Consider the following 25,390-nt stretch of genomic DNA (forward strand, 5'->3'; position numbering starts at 1 on the left):
TTACTAACAAGTGTAAGGTTAGACTAAATCATGATTGGGTTGATTTTTTATTGCTATGATTGTGGCTCTTTTAGGAGCAGGGTAACCCTCTACTGTTAAGCTCACATCATTAGGGTCAAGATAATCCACTAAAGATTCATTCTTCATCCACTGCGTAGAACGTTGTTCTGCCATGGATGTAATATCTACGTCTACACATCTAATATCGGTAAAGTCGCATTTCTTTAACCATAGCATGAGTGCATCTACAGAGGGTAAAAACCACACGTTATTCATCTTGCCATATCTATCTTCCGGTACGAGAACGGCATTTTCATCACCATCTATGACTAACGTTTCAAGCACAAGTTCGCCACCCATTCTTAATTGGTCGCGTAATTGAAGCAAGTGATCTATAGGTGAACGGCGGTGGTAAAGGACTCCCATTGAAAACACGGTATCAAAGGCGTCGAGTGGAGGTAGCTCTTCAATGCCTAGCGGTAATAAATGAACAGGGTGCTCATTACCTGCTAGGCGTTTAACCGCTTCAAACTGGCATAAAAATAGTGGTGAAGGGTCAATACCAACCACACGTTTAGCACCAGCACCAAGCATTCGCCACATATGGTAACCACTGCCACAACCCACATCTAAAACCGTACGGTTTTCAAGTGGTGAAATATGTTCTTTTACTCGGTCCCATTTCCAATCACTTCGCCATTCAGTGTCAATGTTGATACCATGGATTTGAAATGGTCCTTTACGCCAAGGTTGAAATAATCCGAGTAAATTCTTTAGCTTTTCAGCTTGTCCCGTAGTTAATTGCGAGCCATCTCCAATTTGTACACCATTGAAGAGGTCTATTGTAGTTGGCGCTGGGTAATGTAGCTTATTGAGTACTTTTTCCCATTTAGGTAAATTGCCGTGTTTATGTTCACGTTGCCATTTACCTAATATTGCTGGAAGTTCTTCTAACCAATGTTGAAGATTCGAGTCTGCTATTTGCTGATAAAAAGAACTAAAACTAATCACTTTATTGCCACCATAGATGCAAAGTTAAAACATTGAAACCACACTGTCGAATGGCTAAAACCATTATCGGCAAAACGCTGTTGATGCATAGATAAGCTATCAGGGCGCATGACATTTTCTAATGCACTGCGCTTTTGGCTAATTTCTAATTCGCTATATCCATTGGCACGTTTAAAGTCTACGTGTTGCTCATCCAGTAATGTCTAAATAGTAGCATCTTCAAAGCGTAATTTTTCTGATATGACTAATATACCACCTGGCAATAGTCCTTGATAAATTTTGGCGATGATTGCGTCTCTATCCGTTACAGGTAAAAACTGTAATGTAAAGTTAAGCACCACCATTGATGCGTTTGATATTTCGATGTCTCTTATATCACCACAAATTAATTCGACTTCGGTATCGCTAACGTAGGCTGATAGATTCTCTTGGCAACGAGACACCATTGATTCGCTATTATCAACGGCAATGATACGGCATTGACGCTGCTCAATTTGACGACGAATACTTAGCGTAGCTGAACCTAACGAACTTCCTAAATCGTAAACGTTAGATTTTGGTGTTACGTAACGATTAGCAAAATCACCTATGGTGCTAATGATTTGGGTATAACCAGGAACAGAGCGACGGATCATGTCGTTAAAAACACCTGCTACACGATTATCAAACTGAAAATCTGATATTTGTTCGCTAGCGGAAGCATAAATTGTGTCTTGTTGAGAATTCATCTGCAGTAACTTGAAAAAATCGTAATTTCATTTTAGCTAATCCTAGCAAATAGCAGCAAGTATCCTATTGGTATTTTTTGTATTTTTTTATTTATTTAGCTAATTTTGCATAATTTTTTAATGTAAGAGGTCAAATGGTCGATATAAATCGGTATGATGAACATAAATGTAAAAACTTTTACATTGTTAGCAGAAGTTCTTAATAAATTTTTTACAGAAGGGAATCACTGATAAAGTGGTAAACCTCATTATAAATCATTGTAGAGTTGGGACAATTTACAAAGGAATGCGCTTGAATTTAATTAGAACATTATTAGTAATAGTACTGGTTATCCCTTTTTTCTTCTTCGTTTCAGCCAATGAAGGCACTTCTTCTGTTGCTGAATCGCTACCAAGTAGTATGACATTATCTATGAGTGAGGATGCTTATCCTTATCAATTTGTCGACGCTAAAGGTAACGCTGCAGGGGTCATGGTCGATTTATGGCGCGAGTGGTCAATAGTCACAGGTACCAAAGTGACATTTAAACCCATGCAATGGCATCAGTCTTTACAAGCCTTAACTGATGAAGATGTTGATTTACATATTGGTATGGCGGTGACAGAAGAGCGACTGCGACAATTCTCCTACGCTGATAAAGTTTCGTCACTTCACTCCTATTTATACCTGCATAAAGATATCGCAAATAAAAAATCCATTACTGAAATTAAACCTTTTAAAATTGGCATCATTGAAGGGACTTCTCACGAAGCCGATTTATTAGCCATAGAACCTAAATTAACCTTTAAATATTTTAAAACCAAACAAGCGCTATATGATGCTGTGGTAGCAGGTGAGTTATATGCCTTTGCTGCTATACAGGGTTATTACAATGGCATTCCAATCAATTTTGAATTAGCTAATAACTTTCATATTTCATCAAGATTACTGATCAAAGAAATTGATTTGTCTCCTGCAGTAAAGATACAAAATGCAGCTTGGTTACCTGCGATTAATCAAGGTTTTGAGCAAATACACACGCAGTTAGTTGATGAAATTGAAAAGCGTTGGTTTGGTTATCGTCGTGAATCAAGTGGTGTTGTCATTGCGATGCAGATGAATGTCGAACCTTTCGTTGATATTGGTTTAGATGGTTTACCCCATGGTTTGTTTGTTGATCTTTGGCGTTTATGGTCTGAAAAAACAGGCATTGCTATTGATTTTATTCCAAGTGATATGAACGGCAGCATCGAGTTGATTAAGCAAGGTCATGCTGATGTGCATATTGGCTACCCGGAAAGCGATCAAATCAATACGGGGCTTAATAGGGCTAATCATATCTATTCTGTAAAAAGTCGATTTTTTAGCTATGAAAAAGAAATAAAAGACATTAGCGAAGTTGATGGAAAGCGTATCGGTTTATTTGCGACATCGCCTTACATCATCGAATTAAGAAAATTAGTTCCTAATGCGCAAATTCGTTATTACGACTCAATCGACCAATTAATAAAGGCCAGTCGCGACGGCGATATTGTTGGATTCGTTGCATCGAGCGCGTATACCTCACACTATTTACTTAACCATAAATCTTGGTCTGAGTTTTATCAGTTTAATGCCGTAGACTTTGATACCAATATTTATAACCTCACAAATCTAGAAGATGTTGAGCTTGCAGAGCGAATTGCCAATGGTTTTAAGCTGATTAGTCAGTATGAAATGGCGAAAATAGAGCAAAAATGGCTACTCAATAAAGCTGATAGGACGTTTTCTACTATTGATAAAAAAATCTATATAAGTAATAAGGAAAAGCAATACTTAGCTTCACTAGGTGCCATTAAGTTAGGTTACTTAACCGAATGGGCTCCAATGGAATATCAAAATGAACTAGGTGAATTTTCTGGTATTAATAAAGATGTCGTCAACATTATTACTCATCAGCTTGGTATCGACATTATTCCAGTTGCGTATCAGAACTGGAGCATGCTCAATCAAGATTTAAAAATGGGGAAAATTCACCTTGTCGGGAGTATGGCTAAAAATAGCCATCGTGAGCCAAACCTTGAATTCACTGAGGGCTATTGGCCGTCACCTTGGGCAATTGCCACTACGTTAACCCAGCAACCATTGTTTAACCTAAGCCAATATAATGGTAAGCGTATTGCTGTAGTTAAAGATTACAATGTGATTAATATTTTAAGACAGCAATTTCCAGGCCTTGAAATTGTGCAAGTAGAAAGCACGAAAAGTGGCTTGAATGCAGTGTCTTCGGGTCACGTAGACTTGTTCATTGAACAGGTTGTTACACTGGCTTACGCCCTTAATGAAGGGGGCTTTCCTGATTTGAAAATGGCCTTGGTTGCTGATTTAACTGAGCAAAAAAGTCATATTGGTGTTTATCCAAAATTAAAAGAACTGGTACCGATATTAAATCGAGCAATTGAAACCATTGATGAAACTAAACAGCAGCAATTATACCAAGACTGGGTCGCAGTCGATTTACGGTCAGAAGCTGACAAGTACCAAAAGTGGTTCAACATTGTGCTATTTGGCTTGCTGATTATCAGTGTGATTACGTTTGTTGTGTTCTTAGGTAATAAGCGCCTTAAACTTGAAATTTCTCGTCGCAAGAATGCCGAAAAGAAAATAAAATTTATTGCAGAACATGATCCTGTGACCAAGTTACCTAATAGAGGATTATTAGATGATCGTTTGGCTTGCGCAATCAATAGCCATCACCGAGAGCAGGTGAAGTTTGCGTTGTTATTTATCGATTTAGATAAATTTAAAATGGTGAACGATCAATATGGTCATCATATTGGCGATGCGCTATTGATAGGCATTGCTGACTTGCTTAAGACGGTGGTGAGAAAGTCGGATACCGTGTCGCGATTTGGCGGTGATGAGTTCGTTATCTTACTTAATAAAATTGAAAGTGCTCAATGTGCAGCTAAAGTCGCCGACAACATTTTAAACGTGCTCAGTGAGCCAATTAAGGTGGGAGAGATTTCGTTAATCGCATCTGCAAGTATTGGCATCGCCGTTTATCCAGATGATGGTGATGACCCGATTTCATTGTTACAGTTCGCTGATAAAAAAATGTATACAGTGAAAAAGCAGGGTGGTGATAAACACAGCTAATCGTTGCCATTGGCTCAAAAATGGCCAAAAGCAGCCAAAACATTATTGTTTGCTGCTTTTTTGCACGCTTATGCTGCTAAGTTTTTCCTAAACTCTAGCCAATTGCAGTAAACTGATTGATACTTCCTAGCAAAAATTACGCACTCATTTATTAAACGCTAAATTGGCGTATTATAAGTGCTATAGTTGCCAGCATTATTTTAATATAATGCAAAAATACATTCTTTTAGACATCTATTTCCGAATAAAGGGTAGAGTTAAATGCGCAGTCATTATTGTGGAGACGTCAATAAGTCTCATCTTGGTCAAGAAGTCACCTTAGTCGGTTGGGTTAACCGTAGCCGTGATTTAGGCGGTGTTATATTTTTAGACCTTCGTGACAGAGAAGGGATTGTTCAGGTTGTATACGATCCTGACTTAGAAGATGTGTTCAAGGTGGCCAGCAGTCTACGCGGTGAATTCTGTGTGCAAGTTAAAGGCTTAGTACGTGCGCGTCCTGATAGCCAAATCAATGCGCAGATGAAAACTGGGGAAATTGAAGTATTAGGTAAAGACCTAACCATTATCAATACTTCAGCGCCATTACCGCTGAGCATGGATAATCACCAAAACAATAGTGAAGAACAACGCTTAAAATATCGCTACCTAGATTTACGCCGCCCAGAAATGGCTGATCGTTTGGTTTTCCGTTCAAAAGTGACTAGCGCTGTTCGTCGCTTTTTAGATGACAGTGGCTTTTTAGATATTGAAACACCAATTTTAACCAAAGCCACACCTGAAGGTGCGCGTGATTATTTAGTACCAAGTCGTACTTATAAAGGTCAGTTCTTTGCTTTGCCTCAGTCTCCACAATTGTTTAAGCAATTGTTAATGATGTCGGGCTTTGATAGATATTACCAAATCGTAAAATGTTTCCGTGATGAAGATTTACGTGCTGATCGTCAGCCTGAATTTACTCAAATTGATATCGAAACGTCATTCATGTCATCTGAGCAAGTGATGGCAAAAACGGAAGAAATGGTTCGCGGTTTATTTAACGATTTACTGAATGTGGATTTGGGTGAATTTCCAAGAATGTCATATGCAGAAGCAATGACACGATATGGTTCAGATAAGCCTGATTTACGTAACCCGCTTGAATTAGTGGACGTCGCTGACGCATTAAAAGACGTTGAATTTGCAGTATTCAGTGGTCCTGCAAATGATGAAGAAGGCCGTGTAGCAGCATTACGTATTCCGACAGGTGCATCATTGTCTCGTAAACAGATTGATAACTACACTAAATATGTCGGCATTTACGGCGCTAAAGGTTTAGCGTGGATGAAAATCAATGATTTAAGTGCTGGGATGGAAGGTATCCAATCGCCTGTGCTTAAATTCTTGAACGAAGACATCGTTAATGAAATTATCGCTCGCACTAATGCACAAACTGGTGACATTATTTTATTTGGTGCAGATAAAGCTAACGTAGTTGCGGAAGCCATGGGCGCATTACGTCTTAAAGCCGGTGAAGACTTTGAGTTGTTAGAAGGTGAATGGCGTCCATTATGGGTTGTCGATTTCCCTATGTTCGAAAAAATAAATGGTGGCTTCCATGCTGTTCACCATCCATTTACCGCACCTCGTGGTGTTTCGCCTGAGCAATTAGAAGCCGATCCAGCTGGTACTGTTTCTGATGCTTATGACATGGTACTTAATGGTTGCGAATTAGGTGGCGGTTCAGTCCGTATCCACAATGCAGAAATGCAAAGTGCAGTATTCCGCATCTTAGGTATTTCAGACGAAGAAGCAAACGAGAAGTTTGGTTTCTTATTAGAAGCGTTACGTTACGGTACACCACCACATGCTGGTTTAGCCTTTGGTTTAGATCGCATTATTATGTTGATGACCGGAGCAAGCTCAATTCGTGATGTGATGGCATTCCCTAAAACAACAACGGCAGCATGCCCACTAACCAATGCTCCAGGATTTGCCAATCCACAACAACTGGTTGAGTTAGGTGTGAGTGTCATTCCTCAAGAGAAACCTGCTGCTGACGAGTAAGCTTAATGATTAAGTCGATTTTTTTGTATGTCGACATCAAGCATTAAATGACAAACCGAGGCAATTGCCTCGGTCTGTTTTTATATAGAACAAAATAACTGAAGGAGTCGTAATGGCAGGTCACAGTAAATGGGACAACATTAAACATCGTAAAGCAGCGCAAGATGCAAAACGAGGAAAACTTTTCAGTAAATTTATCCGAGAGTTAACAGTATCGGCACGTGAAGGTGGTTCAGATCCTGATGCAAACCCGAGACTGCGTGCCGCGATTGATAAAGCCTTATCCAATAACATGACCCGTGATACAGTCGAACGTGCTGTTAAACGTGGGGCTGGTGAGCTGGATGGGCAACAACTCGATACCATCATTTATGAAGGTTATGGACCTGGCGGTACTGCAGTGATGGTTGAAACCATGACTGATAATAAAAACCGAACCGTATCAGGTGTGCGTAATGCGTTCAGTAAATCGGGTGGTAACTTAGGTACTGATGGTTCAGTTGCTTATATGTTTACTAAGTCCGGTGTTATTTCTTATGATGCAAATATCGACGAAGATGAATTGATGGATGCTGCATTAGAAGCGGGTGCCGAAGATGTTATCACCCATGACAATGGCGCATTTGATGTCATGACTACGCCGGATGCTTTTGGTGTGGTAAAAGATGCATTAGATGCAGCAGGCTTTGAAGCGATTAATGCTGAAGTAACTATGATTGCAGGAACTAAAGCTGAATTAGATGCGGATACAGCTGCTAAATTTATGCGCTTAATTGATAACCTTGAAGATCATGATGATGTTCAAGAGGTATATCATAATGCTGAAATTTCAGATGAAGTAATGGAGACCTTGGGTTAACACGCTCAAGCAATGGGTAAACCATGACAATTATATTGGGCATTGACCCAGGCTCTAGGATCACAGGTTACGGCGTTATTCAATGCCAAGGTCGCCAACAACGCTATCTTGGTAGTGGCTGTATTCGAACTTCTGCCGATGATTTACCCACAAGACTCAAGCAAGTTTTTGATGGTATAACAGAAATCATTAAACAGTATCAGCCAGATCAATTTGCCATTGAACGTGTGTTTATGGCTAAAAATGCCGATTCAGCACTCAAACTCGGCCAGGCGAGAGGAGTGGCAATTGTTGCTGCTATGAACGCCAACTTACCCGTTGCTGAATACAGTGCAACTCAGATCAAAAGTGCAGTTGTTGGAACAGGACGGGCCCAAAAAGAGCAAGTTCAGCACATGATCCAACAAATTTTCAAATTGCCAGCTGCCCCGCAAGCAGATGCCGCAGATGCATTGGGTGTTGCCGTTTGCCATCATCATACTTTTCAAAGTTTAATTGCAATGGGCGGTAAAGCCCAAAGCCGAACATACGGACGTTATAAATGATAGGAAGATTAAGTGGGTTGGTTGTTGAGAAACAAGCACCGGAAATCGTGTTGGATGTAAATGGTGTAGGTTATGAGTTACAGGTACCTATGACCAGTTTCTATGAGCTCCCTGAGTTAAATCAACAAGCAATGTTATTCACCCACTTTGTGGTGCGTGAAGATGCACAGCTTTTATATGGTTTTATAACCAAGCAAGAGCGGGCGTTATTTAGGTTATTAATTAAAACTAACGGTGTTGGTCCTAAACTCGCCTTAACAATATTGTCTGGTATGACGGCGGCTGAGTTTGTTAATTGTGTCGAACGAGATGATATAGTCACTTTAGTTAAGTTACCTGGAGTCGGTAAAAAAACGGCAGAGCGTTTAGTGGTTGAGATGCGAGGTAAGCTTAAAAGCTTACTAGAGGCCTCCGTTGGATCTGAGCGCGAGTTTGCTTTACAGAGTAATTATAAGCCAGCAGCTGTTGAAAACAATGCAGAAGAAGATGCCATTGCAGCACTTGTTTCTCTAGGCTATAAACCTGCACAAGCGAGTAAAGCTGTATTAAGTGCATACACTGACGGTATGAGCAGCGAAGTCCTGATTAAGGCTGCATTAAAGTCAATGCTATAAAGAGGCAACAATGATAGAAGCGGATCGTTTAATTCAGCCACAAGAGTTTGAGCAAGAAGTGCATATTGACCGTGCTATGCGGCCGAAAATGCTCGATGATTACACAGGGCAAGATGACACTCGTGCACAGCTTAAAGTATTTATTGAGGCTGCACTGAAACGTGAAGAAGCACTGGATCATATGTTGATTTTCGGCCCTCCAGGTTTAGGTAAAACAACATTGGCCATGATCGTAGCTAATGAAATGGGCGTAAACATCAAATCTACATCAGGCCCTGTACTGGAAAAAGCCGGGGATCTTGCAGCCTTATTGACTAATCTTGAGCATGGCGATGTGTTATTTATTGATGAGATTCATCGATTAAGTCCAGTTGTAGAAGAAATCTTATACCCAGCAATGGAAGATTATCAATTGGACATCATGATTGGAGAGGGGCCTGCTGCTCGTTCAATTAAACTGGATTTACCGCCATTTTCTTTAATTGGTGCGACAACTAGAGCAGGGGCATTAACATCGCCATTAAGAGCGCGTTTCGGTATACCGTTAAGGCTAGAGTTTTATAACGTCAAAGATTTGTGCACCATTGTGACTCGCTCTGCCAAGGTAATGGAGTTGCCGATTGATGAAGCAGGCGCTTTTGAAATAGCAAAACGCTCTAGAGGTACCCCTCGAATTGCCAATCGTTTATTAAGACGCGTTAGAGATTACGCTGAAGTTAAACATAATGGCTTTGTTACTGAAGATGTGGCTAAAAAAGCGCTGGACTTACTCGATGTCGATTTAGAAGGCTTTGACTATTTAGACAGAAAGCTATTGTTAGCCATTATTGATAAGTTCATGGGCGGGCCTGTTGGTTTAGACAACCTTGCAGCTGCTATTGGTGAAGACAGAGAAACAATTGAAGATGTATTAGAGCCATTTTTGATTCAACAAGGCTTTATTCAACGAACACCTCGAGGTCGTATTGTAACAGATAGAGCTTATCAACACTTTGATATAATAAAACCTGCAGAATAAAGTGTTAACATTTTTAAAAGGGAAAGCATTAGCTTTCCTTTTTTATGTTTTTATAAAGTGAATAACTATTCAAAAGTTACTGTTATCATTTTTATAACAATTGCTGCTGTGTAAAATTCATTCAAAAAATATTTTTCTTCAGTATGTTGTTGCTGGTTTGTTATATCTAGGCAGTATATATCTCCAATGTAAAAATATCTTATTGATTGTTCCAATAAATCAACTCGTAATTAGTACAACTAACTCAAAATAATTACCCTCCATTGTTAATAATAATGCTGATGAAATAGTCATCATTATTTGATAATCCTTGAATGCTAGTTGTGGCGGTGCTTTCAGCGTTTTCTGAGTAAAACTATCCAGTAGCTGAACCAATTCTGAATTAATTAACGATTCTCCAATCATGGTTCAATATATTTGTGTGATCTATATCACACTTTTGATTAGAAGTAAGTTTTAAAAATGTTATAACGGCACCAGTGATTAATGCTGAGTAATTTGCAATTAAATAGTTTTTTATCCTGCTTATTTAAATTGAGGGTGTTTTGGGATGTAGATCACTTATTTTTGATTACAATCGCAGTGCATATTTATTAACAAAAAATGGCTTAAAAGTTACAACTTCGTGGTTTGACGAAATATCTCTGGTTATTCAGTATCTAGGCCAACGCAATTTTAAATATTTATTTATTTGCGTAAACAGAATAAGAAAAGATATCACCAGGGAGCAACAAATGATTAAAAGATCAAAACTATCAAACAGCATAAACGTGGCTTTATTAGCCTCAGTTTCCGCTGCTTCAGCCGTATCGGTAAGTGCTTATGCTGAAGAAGAATCAGCTAACGTAGAAAGAATTGCAGTTACTGGCTCCCGTATTCAACGTCAAGACATGGAAACTGCTTCTCCAGTCACTGTGATTGATGCTGCTGCGATTCGTTCAGAAGGTTTTACAACAGTCGATGAGCTACTTCAGGCTCAAACGTCAATGGCTGGTGCTGCAGTTGGTTCAAGCACCAACAACGGTTCTGACGGTGTTGCTCAAGTCGACCTTCGTGGTATGGGCTCACAACGTACATTAGTATTGCTTAACGGCCGTCGTATGGTTAACTCAGGCTCTGGTGCTGATAGCTCTGTTGATTTGAACGCTATTCCAGTTGCAATGATTGCACGAGTTGAAATACTTAAAGATGGCGCTTCAGCAGTATATGGTTCTGATGCGATTGCTGGTGTAGTTAACATTATTACTAAGAAAGACTTTGAAGGTTTCCAAATAGACGTTCAAGGCGGCATGACTGATAAGAGTGACGGTGAAAACGGCGAAATCAGTGCATTATACGGTTTCAACACTGATACAGGTAACTATACGTTTGGTGCTGCTTACTCTGAGCGTAAAGGTGTTATTCAATCAGATCGTGATTGGACAGATCCAGGTAACAGTTCTACTACACCAAATGGTTCTCTAGATGGCATGGTTAAAGATGCTGATGGTAACTGGGTTGAACGTGAAGAAGGTTACGACTTTACTCAAGACAGTTTCTATCAAACACCAAGCAAACGTTACAGCTTATTTGCAAATATGACGCAAGAGCTAGGCAGTGACATCATCTTAACTGGTGATATTCTTTACACTAAACGTAAATCTAATCAGCAACTAGCTGCACAGCCTGCAATTTTGGCATTAGATGTGTGTGAAGCTGGAGATGATCCAACTAAGTGTTTTGAACTTGATCAAGACATGATTGATGCGGGCATGGCTCCTAATGATGACGGTCAAATCGACTACCGTAAGCGTATGAATGATGTTGGCCCACGTATTTACAGTCAAGATACTGATACTTGGAGAGTTTCTGCTGGCCTTGAAGGTTCTTTAGATATCAACACCGGTATGAACTGGGATGTATCGTATACCTATGGTAATAACAAAGCAGAGACTGCTGTAGAAAACTCAATCAATGCGACATTAATGGCTGACGCTATTTACGCTGACCAAGATGCTTGGTTAACAGGTCAACCAATGACTGATCAAGCCTTATTAGACAGTGTTGCATACACTGAAAAAGCAGATGGCGGTAACGAGCAGCATGTATTCTCTGCAGGCCTAAATGGTGAGTTATTTGACTTAGACGCAGGCCCAGTAGCTTTCGCAATTGGTGCTGAATACCGCTACGAAAGCGGCTATTACAATCCTGATCCAATCATCGTCGCTGGTGAAGGTACGGCTGCACAGCAAGATCCAACAGATGGTAACTACAATGTTATCTCTATCTTCCAAGAAGTGAGTGTACCGTTTACTGAAAAACTAACCGGTGAATTCGCATTACGCTTTGATGATTACTCTACTTTCGGTAATGCATCAACTTGGAAAATTGGTTTAACCTACGAAGCGACTGACGACTTAATGATTCGTACCGTAGCTGCGACTGGTTTCCGTGCTCCGAGTGTTAGTGAGCTATACGGTGGTAACTCAGGTTCATATGACTACTTGGAAGATCCATGGGGAAATGAACAGGATGAGCAAATCCTAGTTAACTATACGTCTGATGAAGATCTAGAACCAGAAGAGTCAGAGTCTTACACAGCAGGTTTAGTTTACTCACCTAGCTATGTAGACGGTATGTCGTTAACTCTTGATTACTGGCGCTTTAAAGTTAAAAATGCGATCACACGTTTAGATACACAAAATGGTTTAAATAACTGTTTTGCAGGTGACCAAGCAACTTGTGAGCTATTCAACATTGGTCCGAATGGTGATTTGTCTAACCTAACGAACTCGTTAACTAACGTAGGTTACCAAGACACAAGTGGTATTGATTTCAACTTAGCTTACCGTTTCGACGCGTTAAACTTAGATTGGACAATCAGCAACGATACAACTTACTTGTTGAACTTTGAACAAGATGGCATTGACTACACTAATACTATCGACGGTAACTTCGGCGCATACGCTCAAGTACGTAACAACTTTAGTATTAAAGCAGCTCAAGATGATTGGAGTGTAATGTACTTCAACCGTTATATCGGTGAAATGGATGACTTAAGTGCAGGTACTAAAGTTGATTCAGTGCTTTATCACAACATTTCAGCTAGCTACTTTATCAATGATTCTTGGATGCTAAGTGCTGGTGTTAAAAACTTAACTGATGAAGAACCATCAAGAGTGTCTAACGGTAGTGACGGTGGTACAGTACCAGAGGTTTACGACACAATTGGTCGTACATACTTTGCTGGTGTTACCATGAAGTTCTAATCGAACTTAACATCAAAAAAAGCCAGCGTATGCTGGCTTTTTTATTGGTTTTTTCTTATAAAACGAATTAACCTAAACCTTCACTCATCGCTTTCTTTTGAATAAGTTCGATTTTATAACCATCTGGATCTTCAACAAATGCAATCTCTGTTGTGCCGCCAGCAACGGGACCTGGTGCTCGAGTAATTTTTCCGCCAGCAGCTTCAATTGCTTTACAGCGTTCATAAATATCTTCTTCACCAATAGCAAGGTGGCCAAAGCCATTACCTAAGTCATAGCTATCAGTGCCCCAATTATAAGTTAATTCGATCACTGCTTGACCAGTAGACTCTTCACCAAAACCGACAAAGGCGAGGTTATATTCATATTGGGCATTTTCAGATTTTCTCAGTAATGTCATCCCCATAACCTGGGTATAAAACTCAATACTGCGTTCAAGATTACCGACTCTTATCATGGTGTGGAGCAATTGCGACATAATAAACTCTTTGTAGTTAGTTGTTTTGTTTAGGGTAACAAATTTTAAGCCTGTTAAAAAATTGATTTAGCGTGCCATTTTACTGTTTGAGTTCACATAATTACCTCTAAAAGGTAGGAAAACTGTCTAGACACGCTAAAATTAATTTATATTCATTTGGAGACAAGATAATGACAACAGAAATAAAAATGGCTCTTGGTACCTCAGTGGTAATCGTAATTTGTTTTAGTGCTTTCTTTGTTTCAATGTTTTAAGAGCATTATTCAAGTAGCCAAAAAAACCGCTTAACGCGGTTTTTTTGTGGCTGAATTTCAAGTGAGTGTTAATATTTGTGAAGAGTTTACTAACGCTATAATTCCCAATTAAAAGCAGTTTGTTGTTCTGATACTGTCCACAGCTTGCTTAAAACAGATGCATCTGTAGCAAAGGATTCAAGCTTACACTCACCAACAGGGCCAACCCAATTCCATCTTCCTGAAGGCCCATAGTATGCACGTTGCGCAATGGATTGTTCAGTTGCGCACATGACTTCAGGATAAGCACCTTGCTCGGCGGTTTGAACTAAGCCAAGTTTGACCATCACCGACCATGATGCGCGAGTAAACAGGTTTACTTTTTCGTTAATCAGTGAAGTATTTGACGCACCAGGGTGGCAAACATATACCTCAACATGCTTATTCGCGGCGGCGATTTTGTTTTGTAATTCATACGCAAACATCATCTGCGCTAATTTACTATGACAATAAGTTTTGTTTGGATGATAGTTTTTATCCCAATTCATATCATTAAACTGAATTGTTTTAAGCCCCATCTTATACCCTTCACTTGCAACAACCACAATGCGTCCTTTTGATGCTTCAATTTTGTTAAACAGTAAGCCGCACAGTAAAAAATGACCGTAATGATTTACACCCAACTGACTCTCAAAACCGTCTTTTGTGAATTCTTGTCTAGCAATCTGTGCTATGGCGCCATTACAAATGAGGGCATCTATGTTTGTTACTGTGTCAAGGATGATTTTAGCTGCACCTCGAACAGATTGAAGTTCAGCGAGATCAAGTTTGATAAAGCTGACATCGGCTTCTGAGCCAAATTCTTGCTTTAATTTTGCTATCGCAGCAGAGGATTTTTCTGGGTTACGATTAAGCATTATCACTTTAGCGCCTTTAGATAATAGTATTCTAGAAGCTTGAAATCCTGCTCCTGCATTAGCGCCTGTGATGAGATAGGTTTTACCTAAAAGTGAACCTAACTGTGTTGGTGTCCAGCCCATAGCACCAAATGGATTGTTGTGTGACATGTGTTTCTCCTAAGGCGATGGCGTGTGCATCGTGAATAGTAAAATGAGTTTCTTGTTCATTAAGGTGTCTGTTTAATGAACTGATGAAACTACTATAACTCTCACTTTTGGCGCTAACTAGGCGATATAGTCTCTAAAATATGCCTATTTGTATCACCTTGTTGAGTTGGCTGTTTTTCAGTGCTACTTTTGAGTTACATGAAAACAAACAAAACATGGTTTTATTTATTGTAGCTGTGGCAATTAGCAGCTCAGCGATTGTAGCTTGTGCCACTAAGAAGACATTTATGAGTAAATCAGAAATTAAACGATTAATAGAAGCTAAAATCACGCAAGATGGTGTAATAGAGACTGGGATAAAAGGCGTGCAACTGTTTCGCGTGACTGAATCTATGCGCTGTGCACCTGCTGTCTACGAACCTTGCGTTATTGCGATTATTAGTGGTGCTAAACAAGCCATATTAGATGGTAAACATATAATATATGATGAAAACCGTTATATGTGTTGTCCTATATCTATGCCAGTTGAAGCAGGAACCCCAACAGCATCACCTGATAATCCGTTATTAGGAGTGATGATATCACTAGATACAAAAACGATGACTGAACTTAGCATTGAAATGGCAGCGAGTGGGGGGCACAAAAATAAACATAATACCGGCTCTCAAGGCTTATCTTTAGCGCGTTGGGATGACACGTTTACAGATGCGTTATTGCGTCTGTTACAACTACAAGGTAGTGAACTTGATATTGCGGTTCTTGCTGCAAGCCGACTGAGAGAATTATATTTTGCGGTACTAAAAGGCGATGCAGGCGAAGCTGCGCGAGCAGCATTCGGAGTCGGAAATGAGATAGCACGTTCAATCGAATACCTTTCTTCACGTTTACATGAATCTGTCACGATTGAAGAGATGGCTGAGCAGCTAGGTATGAGCCGCGCAGTGTTACATCGAAAATTTAAGCAAGCAACTGCCATGTCGCCGATTCAATTTGTAAAAACAATGCGGTTAAATACCGCTGCAATGAAAATTGCTACAGGAATGAGTGTAAATGTTGCAGCAATGGCTGTTGGCTATCAAAGTTCTTCGCAATTTAGTCGTGAGTTTAAACGATTGTACGGACAATCACCTAAACAGTGGAGCCAAGCTACAGAGCTACCACAAGGGGCAATAGTGTAATGAGTTTGATGCCTTGCTGCATCTAATCAGGAGTCATGATGGAAGATAGAATACTTATCAGAGGGCTGGGTTTTATACTCCTTTTGATTGGGTTAGTGCTGTCAGCTAACCCAGAGTTAGTGAGTAATAAACCCATTCCGGACGATACGTTTAACGCTGTTGAGCGACGGATCTGGTGGGGGTTATTTATTGGTGCAGGGCTTTTGCTTCAGTTTCATTTTCAATTAACGCCATGGCAAGCGACTGTTTCTGCAACACTAACCTCACTACTCATTGGTTTGTTAATAGCAAGGCTTATTGGCATTGTGCTTGATGGCTCTGTACCTAAGCAATGGGTCAATGTCGCGATAGAACTTGTGATGTTAGTGCCTTTAGTTTGGTGGACGATTAAAACACGAAGTTAAATAATTTATTGTAGCTGAAATAAATTAGTCACTTAAGTGCATGGAGCGGCAAGGCTAAGTTTATCTCAATGGTCCTATAACGACATAAAACAAGCGTAAACCTAAAGCTATTTTCTGCTAATAATATGAAGAGTAGCTTTCAGGTTTGAAGCTTTTATTTAATGCTAGTTAGCACCATTAACTTTAGTGCTATTAACTTTAGTGCTATTAACATTAATCTCGTTCGTTTTGCCTTATTTACTTTAGTCTTTATTAGCTTGAGTCCAAGTCACTTCGGCTAATTGATTAGTTGCTGTTTGATGAATAATTAGACCATTTTCTCCCATCCTCATGTGCCGTATAAGTCCTGAATAAACCCCATCCTTACTAGGAATTTGCCAGCTTTGCATGGTTTCATTTTTAAGATCAAATCTGACTAGTGTCTCTGGTCTTTTAGCGGATTCATTAAACCAAATTGCATCATTTGCATACTCTATTGCATAAGGATGACTATATTGACCACTAGGCGTATCCCATTGTGTTATTTCCCCTGTTTTAGGGTTATACCTGCCGAGCTTTCCCATGCCTGAATTGACATAAAACACCATATCATCAGGAGTAATTGCGAGACGTCGCGTATGAGTCTGATCACCAGGCAAGCGAATTTCATCTAAAGCCATAGATTGCTTGTCTACTTTAATCAGACAGTTTGAGCCATTACATGAGACCCAAGGTGTACCTGTCGAGTCGAGTTTAATGCCATAGGGGCGAGATTTTTTACTTGGCAATGAAACAAGCTTAATGTCGCCATTTATAGGATTTAATTGGCCAATCATATTACTGTGTTGGAGGGTAAACCAAAAAATGCCGTTATCATCGAATACACCAGTATGAGGATCGCGAGCGTTTTTGTCAGGCATGTTAAACACGGTAAACTTTTCTGTTTCGAGGTCTAAATAACCCACTGTGCCATTTTTATTCCCAAGAAACCAAGGCGTTAGATTTTTATCTAAGGATACGCTGTGGGGGAAGGTGCCTTCAGGTAGAGGGTATTCCTTCATTTCACCCGTTTTGGGATCCAGTCGCCCAAGGATATTCCCCCATTGTCCGACCCACCAAATAATGCCATCTTTTCCTTGAATTGGGTCCCTTGCTCGCTGGCCCAGTGTGGGGACTTGCCAGTAGGTAAATTGTAACTCAATGTCACCATCGACTACTGTCGAAGCACGTTTGTCATTAGGCGGGGTGTTATTGGCAAGATATTCACTAATTTGACTGGCAGAGTTAGGATCTAGTTTAACCATGGATGATATAAGTGACTGCCAATGAACTTGTGAATACCCAGCACTGCGATCAATATTGTTAATGCCATGGCAACTCGAGCATAGCTGGTTAACTATTGATGCTTGATCATCACTTAACACCGACGTTGAGCTTAACGTTAATGTAAATAATGCAGTTAATGAAGCTAGCCGCTGTAAATTGCTTTGCTGATGTCCCACTGAAGCCTCCTAATCACATTGATTGAGTATCCACTATGCACCCAAAATGTAACTGTTTATTAAGCCAACATATTCGGTGATGGTTTAAACAATTACTAATTTACACACAGACTGATTATGATGGTCAAGTGATATTAAGTCACAGGTGCGTTATCGAGGGCGTTTGTAATAATCGTTGAGTGGAGATGAGGCTAAGGTAAGGCGCCTTTGAAAAGTTTAAAATACTGTTTGTTCAAAGGCGATATAGTTGAAAGACGTTGGTAAACCTTAGTCTGTTTTATCTTTAAATTCGCATAAATCTTCAATAATGCAACTGCCGCAACGAGGTTTACGGGCGATACAGGTATATCTTCCATGTAAGATAAACCAGTGATGCACATCAACTTTAAATTCAGCAGGTGTCACCTTAAGCATTTTTTCTTCTACTTGGTCGACATTTTTACCCATTGCAAACTTAGTGCGGTTTGCCATTCTGAAAATATGGGTATCAACGGCGATAGTAGGCCAGTCATAAGAAAATCATGGTAGATGTAAGTGCATGTTTAACTATCTAAGGCTGTTTTGCCAAAAGCGGATTTTAAGATTACATAATGAAACTGCTCACGATGGTTTACTATTCACCAAGGTATTCATTCACGTAATTATATAAGCATTATTTTTTGCCAAAGTTGTCAAATTAGTATTCAATATTAACGCAAGTATTAAAGCTGAGATAATTAGAACTCAAATGAGGGCTCACATCGCTAAGTGAAACTTAGGCATCTATTATTTTATGGTCAATAATGCCATTCTATGGCAACAATTTTTATTGTAAGAGCATCCAAAAATAAAATTAAATAGAAACAAATGATTCTCAGGTTTTCATACTAGGCAGACGTAAAGCAATGTGAATTGCAGTGCTGGTCTATTTATAGATATATAGAAATAAATGAGATTGAGCAACATTAGTGTGTTAGACTGGCGCCACGTTGTTATCTATTAGCAACAACACTCATTCGAGTCAGTTACTTGATGCTGTACGAACTACCTTGTTAGTAAATTTACAGCGTTGAAAGAGCTAATACCGACAACAATACCCACAAATTGTTCTCTCTTTAGATTAAATTCCCGTAATTATATTCATTCCACTGAGAGTCATTTATGCCGTTAGCAAAAACTGGAAGCAATCCGTCAACCCCTCCTTCGATATTATCGCTGGCATATGATTTACCTAATATTTGTTCTTTGGTCGGTCTTTTATCGGCGCTATTAGCATTGTACTTCGCAATGACGGGCAATTATCAAGCTGCAATGATAGGACTGATTTGGGCGGTTTTTTTTGACTGGAATGATGGCAAGATAGCACGAAAAATGAAGGGCAGAACAGCGCAACAAAGTCAGGTGGGCGCGCAAGTTGACTCACTTATTGATATTGTTAGTTTTGGCATTTGTCCCGCGGTTATTTTGCTCTCTTACGGTGACTACAGCCCGTGGCTAATCCCAGGTGCTTTTCTTATTGTTGCTGCCGGTGTTTTACGACTAAGCTATTTTAATGTTTTTGGCTTGGGTGGAAAATCTACATATCAAGGCCTAGCGTATGACAACAATGCCATCATCCTTGTATTTGTATTTTTACTTGAAAGCTTTATAACAATCTCAGCTTTCACAGTTGTTCTTTATATCACGCTGATCGCCTTGTCAGCGTTAAATGTAGCACCAGTAATAACACCAAAGCTTAATGGTGGCGTTTGGTACTATGTGCTTGCTTTATACACGCTAGCAATAACATTAATTTATGGCTGGTTGTTACTCTCTAATCCATGACGTAAATAGTGTTAATTCTTATAGAATATCCACCTGTAGTAACAATAAATGGTGGTTAGAAGTCCACATAGCATTCTATATTCGCTTTTTAAAAGGCTTCATTGTTATCTAACTTACTCAGCATAAGTAAAGCCCAAGCATAATGCAGCATTGGGTGAATACATACACTGACTAGAGAAAACTCTACAAAAGAATGCATTGGTGGCGAGATATTTGACAGAGTAGCTAACGAAAATTTTTTCGCTACCTGTTTTGTGAAGGGAGCAATAAAATGAAAAAAGTATATACCAGTGGTGTATTCGATTTATTTCACGTAGGGCATGTATCGGTTCTAAACAAAGCAAAAGAGTTTGGTGACTATTTGATTGTAGGCGTACATTCTGATGAAGATGTTGAGTCGTATAAACGTACACCTATTATTTCTTGTGAGCAAAGGTGTGAAATCATCAGGAACATGAAATGTGTTGATGAGGTTATTGTCGCACCACTGACCCCTAATATAGATGCTAGTTTTTACGAGTTAAATAAAATTGATATCCATGTCGCAGGCGATAACATGCAGCACATGTATGAGTTACCTCATAAAATGGGAATAATGCGCTATGTTACAAGAAGTCCTAAGACTGACTCGAGTTCAATTATAAATAAGCTGAATAAAATCGATAAAGTCGACAAAGTTAACAAGATCAATGTTGCTTAGTGATTTAGTCTTTTATCTTGTTTTTATGGTTAAACAACCATTTTTAGTGCGCTCAATGAATCGAGCATGTAACAGATATTAGAACGAACTCGATAGAATTTGTTTTAGGTTTAATTTCAACATTTCATTATTTTTGAAGTTTCAAATTTCCAAATTTCTACGTTTCCAAATTTCCACCGTTTACACATGCAAGGGTGAGCTTTCCCCTTGATTACATCCCTAAATTATTGAGAGAAAAAATGAGAATCGCCATCATTGGAGCCGGTAATGCTGGTTCTGCTTGTGCGTTTATGGCTGCTGAGGCAGGACATAAAGTTAGATTGTTAAAGACTTCAAATCATATTACCCATGATGAACATTTTGAAAAGATGGTCGAAAACAAAGGTATTTATTGCATCGACAATACGACAACTGGCCATTTTACCGACAGCGGTGACAATGTCGAAAAAACCTTTCAACCACTAGATATGGTCACCAGAGAGCCTAAAGAAGCGATTGAAGGTGCAGATGTAGTCATGATTTTTATTCAAACTACCTATCACCCGGTGTTAGCTGAAAGGGTCGCAAAGCACTTCCAAGATAATCAACTGGTTATATTAATCCCTGGGTATGCAGGTAGTATTCATTATCGCAGGTTTTGCGAAAATGACCCCATATTTGCAGAAGGGGAGTCGACACCTAATGACGCAAGGGTGGTTGAACCTGGCACAGTGAAAGTGTTGTTTAAAAACGCTAGAAATTCACTTTCTTTTTTCCCTGCGGCAAGAACGTCGCAAGGCATGGATATTGCCGTTAATTTGTTTCCTGCCTATAACATTGACAGAAAAAAAGTGCGAAAGCACATATTCGAATCAGCACTGCATAATCCCAATATTATTGTTCATACCGTGGGGTTATATGTCATGTATCCAATGCTTGAATATTGTATCAAACATCACCCAGATGAAGTGCCATATATGTACAGAGATGCCCTTTCAACTGATATGGCATGGCTAATGATAGAAAAACTAGATGCAGAAAAAATGGCGGTATTAAGTGCCCTTGGCTGTGAACCTATACCTTATCTAGAAGCCTGCTTATTTAGAAATGAAGAAGATTTAACACAAGATCCAAAAGAAGTATTTGAAAGCTACAAAATATCATCGCCTCCAGGACCATACAGTTTTGATAATAGATACGTAACAGAAGATGTCCCTATGGGGTTAGTTTTACTTTCTTCGTTAGGTGAAAAGTTAGGTATTAAGATGCCAGAATGTAATCGCTTGATTGAAATGTGCGGTGGTCTTTTAGCAAGAGACTTCTTTAAAGAAGGAAGAACACTCGCTTCACTAGGGTTAGGTGACTTAACAAAAGAGGAATTATTGTCCTTTGTTGAAGGTGAAAGCATCACCCTAAATCAGAACCTTGTTTGAATTACCTATAATGAGTTCTTCTAACGATAACGCCTCATTATTTGAATCTATCTCAAATAACATTGTTGATAAGGGTTATAGCATCAGCCCTTATGCTTTACCCAAAGATTTAACCAACTTGTTATTAGAACGTATCACAATGTTATCAGAGGAGAACTATGCCCGAGCGGGTATCGGCAGGACCAAGGAACATACCATTAGTGACTCTATTCGCACAGATGAAATCTCTTGGATATCAGGTGATAGTGAGGCGAGTTGTGCATGGATAAAGTGGACAACGTCACTGCAAGACTATCTAAATAGACGATCATTTCAGGGTTTATTTTCTTTTGAAAGCCACTTCTCCCATTACGCTATTGGTGATTTCTATAAGAAGCATAAAGACGCTTTTAAAGGAGAAAAGAATCGTGTGTTATCAGTCGTCGTATACCTTAATCAAAACTGGTCTGCAGCTGATGGTGTGAGTTGGTTATTTATGAAAATCACTTGTCAGCTATCCCAATTGTTGATAATCGTGTCGCCGCTGTAACGCCAAGTTTAGGTACTATTGTCGTATTTTTAAGTGAAGAATTTCCACATGAAGTATTACCTGCAAAACTTGACCGCTACTCAATCGCGGGCTGGTTTTGTTTAAACAACAGCATTGCAAATAAGGCTGAGCCACTCAGTTAATATTAAGCCATGCTGAATGAATATCTATTTATGGGAGGAAGTGGTAATTGTCGAAATCAAATGACAAGCTCCATGTGCTAAGTGAATTAACTGATATCAATAATGAACTTATTCCATTAAAGGAAATAGCCGACAGAGAACTTATTTCTATCTATGGGCTAACTGGGATGGTTTACAGGCCACACCAAGATGCCTACATGCAAGTATGTGTGAAGAAAGCAATAATATTAGCCTGTTTAAAAAGGCAAAATATTTTGCCACTATCGAAAGTAGAGCTTGTTAGTGCGGCTTTAGATAAGATACATTCGAGAGCAAAAAGTCGCGCTATCGTCGAATATCAAGGTGGTCATTATGAACGTAAATTTTTACCTTTAAAACTAAGTAAATCAGGAAAAATTGTTCAAAAGTGGGCTAAGGTTTGGTTTTTACATCACACTAATGGAAAAATTGACTCGCAATGGGAAAGCCAAGTACGAGAGACTTGGCCGACATATTTTTTGATTAGAACAGTCGATTTATAACTAGATTACTTAATTGCCTTTGCTTTATGCAATCGAGCTTTAGCGTATTAAAAGACGATATAAAGTTTCCATATTTAGAATAACATTAGGTACATTTCTTCAACATGGCGCTAAACAGGTTTTCTGTGACATCTTTTTATAACCAGAAAGGTGTCGGTAAAGTGGTAAAAGTTTCCATGCCAAATTAGTTGAATAAAACAGTCTCATATACGCGTTAGATGTACATCTAAAAAGAGCCATCTACGACGATTAAGCTCATAGTTAAGGTTAAAATAGAAGCGGAAAGCAGCCTATATTTATTCGGTTTTATCTTTAAATTCACATAAATCTTCAATAATGCAACTGCCGCAGCGAGGTTTACGGGCGATACAGGTATATCTTCCATGTAAGATAAACCAATGATGCACATCAACTTTAAATTCAGCAGGTGTCACCTTAAGCATTTTTTCTTCTACTTGGTCGACATTTTTACCCATTGCAAACTTAGTGCGGTTTGCCATTCTGAAAATATGGGTATCAACCGCGATAGTAGGCCAGCCAAAAGCAGTATTTAGTACAACATTAGCGGTTTTACGACCGACACCTGGTAGTGCTTCTAATGCTTCACGGTTCTCTGGCACTTCACCGCCATGAAGGTTTATCAACATTTCACAGGCTTTAATGACATTAATTGCTTTATTATTATAAAGACCGATGGTTTTAATGTAGGTCTTTAATCCTTCAACGCCAAGGTCATAAATTTGTTGGGCTGTATTTGCAACGGGAAAGAGTTTATCAGTGGCTTTGTTAACACTGACATCCGTTGCTTGTGCCGACAAAGTTACAGCAACTAACAATTCAAATGGTGATGAAAAGTTGAGTTCTGTTTCCGGCTTAGGGTTGTTTGCCCGTAAGCGAGTTAAAATTTCATGGCGTTTTTGTTTGTTCATGACTTAGCTAACCTTTGTTATCCGAGCACGTGCAATTGTCTCTGTTTCTTGTTGTGGTTTTCTATTTTCAATTTGCGCGTCTATGACATTTTTTAATGCAATCAATAATCCCATGGCGATAAATGCACCTGGTGGTAACATCGCCAAGAGGAAAGGGCTTTCGACATTAAATACTTGAATGGTTAATGAGCTAGCCCAATCGCCAAGTAAGAGTTCAGCACCATCAAATAATGTGCCTTGACCCAGTAGTTCCCGCATTCCACCTAGCACCACTAGAATACCTGTGAAACCCACACCCATCATGAGTCCGTCAAATGCTGCACTGGTCACATTATTACGTGAAGCAAATGCTTCAGCACGGCCGATAATGACGCAGTTAGTGACAATCAGTGGCAAGAATATACCTAATGAAAGGTACAAACCATAGGCGTAAGCATTGATAAGTAATTGCACGCAGGTGACGAGCGCTGCAATGATCATAACAAATACCGGTATACGAATTTCTTTTGGTACATAGTCCCTTACTAACGAGACTAAGATGTTAGAGCCCACTAATACCAATAGCGTCGCTAAACCGAGTCCTAACGCATTTGTCACAGTGGCAGTGACTGCCAGCAGTGGACATAAGCCTAATAGTTGTACTAAACCTGGGTTATTTTTCCATAAGCCTTGCCAAGCTATTTCACGATAATTAGTCATGTTCACGTCCACAATGATTGACGGTTGATAACAACTCATCACGATGTTGTTCAACAAATTCAAGTGCTTTATTGATAGCGCCTACATAAGCACGAGGAGTAATTGTCGCACCTGTAAATTGGTCAATGTCGCCACCGTCTTTTTTAACTGCCATTGGTTTGGAATTAGAGTCATAAGTCATACCGCTAAAACCAAGAACCCAATCAGATTTTCTAAGTTCAATTTTATCGCCAAGGCCTGGTGTTTCTTGATGAGTTAATGTACGAACACCCAGTAATTCGTTGTCATTACTGATACCAAGAATAATTTTTATATCCCCATTGTAGCCATCTGGAGCCACTGCTTCTATGGCAAGAGCAACAGCTTGCTGATCCATTTTAGCGATATAAACGGGTAATGGCTCATCTGTGCCTAAATATTCAGCATTGGCCACTAGGATACAATCATCAGTAAGTTGATTGTTGTGCATTGAGTTAGGAATGATTTGCTCTAACACACTGACAAGTTGCTTGCGCTGTTGTTCGATAATCGTATCTTTAGTTAGAAAATTAACCGACGCTACAAGGCCTGTACAACACAGCGCAAATAGCCCGAGTAATAATCCATTTTTAGAAATAATTTTTAACATT

22 protein-coding genes and 2 pseudogenes are annotated in these 25,390 nt (G+C 39.3%); 15 read left to right on the forward strand and 9 right to left on the reverse strand.

Annotation, left to right across the window (positions count from 1 at the left end):
- Window positions 1-18 precede the first annotated feature (18 nt).
- The gene (cmoB, locus tag SJ2017_RS09470) at window positions 19-1,011 is read right to left on the reverse strand and encodes a tRNA 5-methoxyuridine(34)/uridine 5-oxyacetic acid(34) synthase CmoB (protein WP_080915588.1); all 993 of its coding nucleotides are present in this window, start codon (window positions 1,009-1,011) and stop codon (window positions 19-21) included.
- Window positions 1,008-1,739: pseudogene (gene cmoA / locus SJ2017_RS09475) on the reverse strand (carboxy-S-adenosyl-L-methionine synthase CmoA). Before cmoA ends, cmoB begins: the two are co-directional and overlap by 4 nt.
- Window positions 1,740-2,031: 292 nt before the next feature.
- Between cmoA and SJ2017_RS09480 the strand changes: the two are divergent.
- The 7 genes from SJ2017_RS09480 to SJ2017_RS09515 all read left to right on the forward strand — a co-directional run bounded on the left by SJ2017_RS09480 (window position 2,032) and on the right by SJ2017_RS09515 (window position 13,184).
- A complete protein-coding gene (locus tag SJ2017_RS09480) occupies window positions 2,032-4,857 on the forward strand; it encodes a diguanylate cyclase domain-containing protein (RefSeq protein WP_167692904.1) in 2,826 nt (941 codons plus the stop codon).
- 261 nt (window positions 4,858-5,118) lie between these two features.
- Window positions 5,119-6,900 carry an aspartate--tRNA ligase gene (aspS, locus tag SJ2017_RS09485; protein ID WP_080915590.1) on the forward strand — a complete coding sequence of 594 codons (1,782 nt, stop codon included), beginning with the start codon at window positions 5,119-5,121 and terminating at the stop codon, window positions 6,898-6,900.
- Window positions 6,901-7,012: 112 nt separating this feature from the next.
- Entirely contained in the window at window positions 7,013-7,759 is a 747-nt protein-coding gene (locus tag SJ2017_RS09490; protein ID WP_055025906.1) for a YebC/PmpR family DNA-binding transcriptional regulator, read from the forward strand.
- A 23-nt stretch (window positions 7,760-7,782) separates the two neighbouring features.
- Window positions 7,783-8,304 (forward strand): crossover junction endodeoxyribonuclease RuvC, encoded by a 522-nt coding sequence (ruvC, locus tag SJ2017_RS09495; protein ID WP_080915591.1) that lies wholly within the window; start codon window positions 7,783-7,785, stop codon window positions 8,302-8,304.
- Complete coding sequence (ruvA, locus tag SJ2017_RS09500) at window positions 8,301-8,918, forward strand: Holliday junction branch migration protein RuvA (protein ID WP_080915592.1); 618 nt, start codon at window positions 8,301-8,303, stop codon at window positions 8,916-8,918. Before ruvC ends, ruvA begins: the two co-directional genes overlap by 4 nt.
- A gap of 10 nt (window positions 8,919-8,928) precedes the next feature.
- Entirely contained in the window at window positions 8,929-9,936 is a 1,008-nt protein-coding gene (ruvB, locus tag SJ2017_RS09505) for a Holliday junction branch migration DNA helicase RuvB (protein ID WP_080915593.1), read from the forward strand.
- A 734-nt stretch (window positions 9,937-10,670) separates the two neighbouring features.
- Complete coding sequence (locus SJ2017_RS09515; protein WP_080915595.1) at window positions 10,671-13,184, forward strand: TonB-dependent receptor; 2,514 nt, start codon at window positions 10,671-10,673, stop codon at window positions 13,182-13,184.
- Between the two features lie 67 nt (window positions 13,185-13,251).
- Here the strand turns inward: SJ2017_RS09515 and gloA are convergent, their stop codons facing one another.
- Both gloA and SJ2017_RS09525 read right to left on the reverse strand, forming a co-directional pair.
- Window positions 13,252-13,662 carry a lactoylglutathione lyase gene (gene gloA, locus SJ2017_RS09520; protein ID WP_080915596.1) on the reverse strand — a complete coding sequence of 137 codons (411 nt, stop codon included), beginning with the start codon at window positions 13,660-13,662 and terminating at the stop codon, window positions 13,252-13,254.
- A gap of 349 nt (window positions 13,663-14,011) precedes the next feature.
- Entirely contained in the window at window positions 14,012-14,962 is a 951-nt protein-coding gene (locus SJ2017_RS09525) for an SDR family oxidoreductase (RefSeq protein WP_080915597.1), read from the reverse strand.
- 287 nt (window positions 14,963-15,249) lie between these two features.
- Here SJ2017_RS09525 and SJ2017_RS09530 point away from each other — a divergent pair, with 287 nt between their 5' ends.
- Together SJ2017_RS09530 and SJ2017_RS09535 are read left to right on the forward strand one after the other, a co-directional pair.
- Window positions 15,250-16,140 carry an AraC family transcriptional regulator gene (locus tag SJ2017_RS09530; RefSeq protein WP_080917444.1) on the forward strand — a complete coding sequence of 297 codons (891 nt, stop codon included), beginning with the start codon at window positions 15,250-15,252 and terminating at the stop codon, window positions 16,138-16,140.
- A 38-nt stretch (window positions 16,141-16,178) separates the two neighbouring features.
- Window positions 16,179-16,544, forward strand: coding sequence for a DUF4345 family protein (locus SJ2017_RS09535; protein ID WP_167692905.1), 366 nt, complete (start codon window positions 16,179-16,181; stop codon window positions 16,542-16,544).
- A gap of 242 nt (window positions 16,545-16,786) precedes the next feature.
- Here the strand turns inward: SJ2017_RS09535 and SJ2017_RS09540 are convergent, their stop codons facing one another.
- Together SJ2017_RS09540 and SJ2017_RS09545 are read right to left on the reverse strand one after the other, a co-directional pair.
- Window positions 16,787-18,025: a Vgb family protein gene (locus tag SJ2017_RS09540; protein ID WP_080915599.1), complete on the reverse strand. Its 1,239-nt coding sequence runs from the start codon at window positions 18,023-18,025 to the stop codon at window positions 16,787-16,789.
- 267 nt (window positions 18,026-18,292) lie between these two features.
- Window positions 18,293-18,541, reverse strand: a pseudogene (locus SJ2017_RS09545) (endonuclease III); the annotation flags it as partial.
- Between the two features lie 624 nt (window positions 18,542-19,165).
- Between SJ2017_RS09545 and SJ2017_RS09550 the strand changes: the two are divergent.
- The 6 genes from SJ2017_RS09550 to SJ2017_RS09570 all read left to right on the forward strand — a co-directional run bounded on the left by SJ2017_RS09550 (window position 19,166) and on the right by SJ2017_RS09570 (window position 23,133).
- Window positions 19,166-19,828 (forward strand): CDP-alcohol phosphatidyltransferase family protein, encoded by a 663-nt coding sequence (locus SJ2017_RS09550; protein WP_080915600.1) that lies wholly within the window; start codon window positions 19,166-19,168, stop codon window positions 19,826-19,828.
- A gap of 271 nt (window positions 19,829-20,099) precedes the next feature.
- Window positions 20,100-20,528 carry an FAD synthase family protein gene (locus tag SJ2017_RS09555; protein WP_080915601.1) on the forward strand — a complete coding sequence of 143 codons (429 nt, stop codon included), beginning with the start codon at window positions 20,100-20,102 and terminating at the stop codon, window positions 20,526-20,528.
- A 239-nt stretch (window positions 20,529-20,767) separates the two neighbouring features.
- Window positions 20,768-21,940, forward strand: a complete 1,173-nt coding sequence (locus tag SJ2017_RS09560; protein WP_080915602.1) for an NAD/NADP-dependent octopine/nopaline dehydrogenase family protein — start codon at window positions 20,768-20,770, stop codon at window positions 21,938-21,940.
- A gap of 10 nt (window positions 21,941-21,950) precedes the next feature.
- Window positions 21,951-22,469 (forward strand): 2OG-Fe(II) oxygenase, encoded by a 519-nt coding sequence (locus tag SJ2017_RS09565; protein ID WP_338057694.1) that lies wholly within the window; start codon window positions 21,951-21,953, stop codon window positions 22,467-22,469.
- Entirely contained in the window at window positions 22,427-22,612 is a 186-nt protein-coding gene (locus tag SJ2017_RS21910) for a 2OG-Fe(II) oxygenase (RefSeq protein WP_338057695.1), read from the forward strand. The genes SJ2017_RS09565 and SJ2017_RS21910 overlap by 43 nt, the downstream gene beginning before the upstream one ends.
- 47 nt (window positions 22,613-22,659) lie before the next feature.
- Window positions 22,660-23,133, forward strand: a complete 474-nt coding sequence (locus SJ2017_RS09570; RefSeq protein ID WP_080915603.1) for a hypothetical protein — start codon at window positions 22,660-22,662, stop codon at window positions 23,131-23,133.
- Window positions 23,134-23,429: 296 nt separating this feature from the next.
- Here the strand turns inward: SJ2017_RS09570 and nth are convergent, their stop codons facing one another.
- From nth to rsxG, 3 genes are read right to left on the reverse strand one after another with little or no spacing between them, the layout of a single operon-like run.
- Window positions 23,430-24,062 (reverse strand): endonuclease III, encoded by a 633-nt coding sequence (gene nth / locus SJ2017_RS09575; RefSeq protein WP_080915604.1) that lies wholly within the window; start codon window positions 24,060-24,062, stop codon window positions 23,430-23,432.
- A gap of 3 nt (window positions 24,063-24,065) precedes the next feature.
- Window positions 24,066-24,761: an electron transport complex subunit E gene (locus SJ2017_RS09580; protein ID WP_055025917.1), complete on the reverse strand. Its 696-nt coding sequence runs from the start codon at window positions 24,759-24,761 to the stop codon at window positions 24,066-24,068.
- Window positions 24,754-25,389 (reverse strand): electron transport complex subunit RsxG, encoded by a 636-nt coding sequence (gene rsxG / locus SJ2017_RS09585; protein WP_119969704.1) that lies wholly within the window; start codon window positions 25,387-25,389, stop codon window positions 24,754-24,756. The genes SJ2017_RS09580 and rsxG overlap by 8 nt, the downstream gene beginning before the upstream one ends.
- Window position 25,390: the final 1 nt, after the last annotated feature.

It is taken from the genome of Shewanella japonica, assembly GCF_002075795.1.
Taxonomy (GTDB): Bacteria; Pseudomonadota; Gammaproteobacteria; order Enterobacterales; family Shewanellaceae; genus Shewanella; species Shewanella japonica.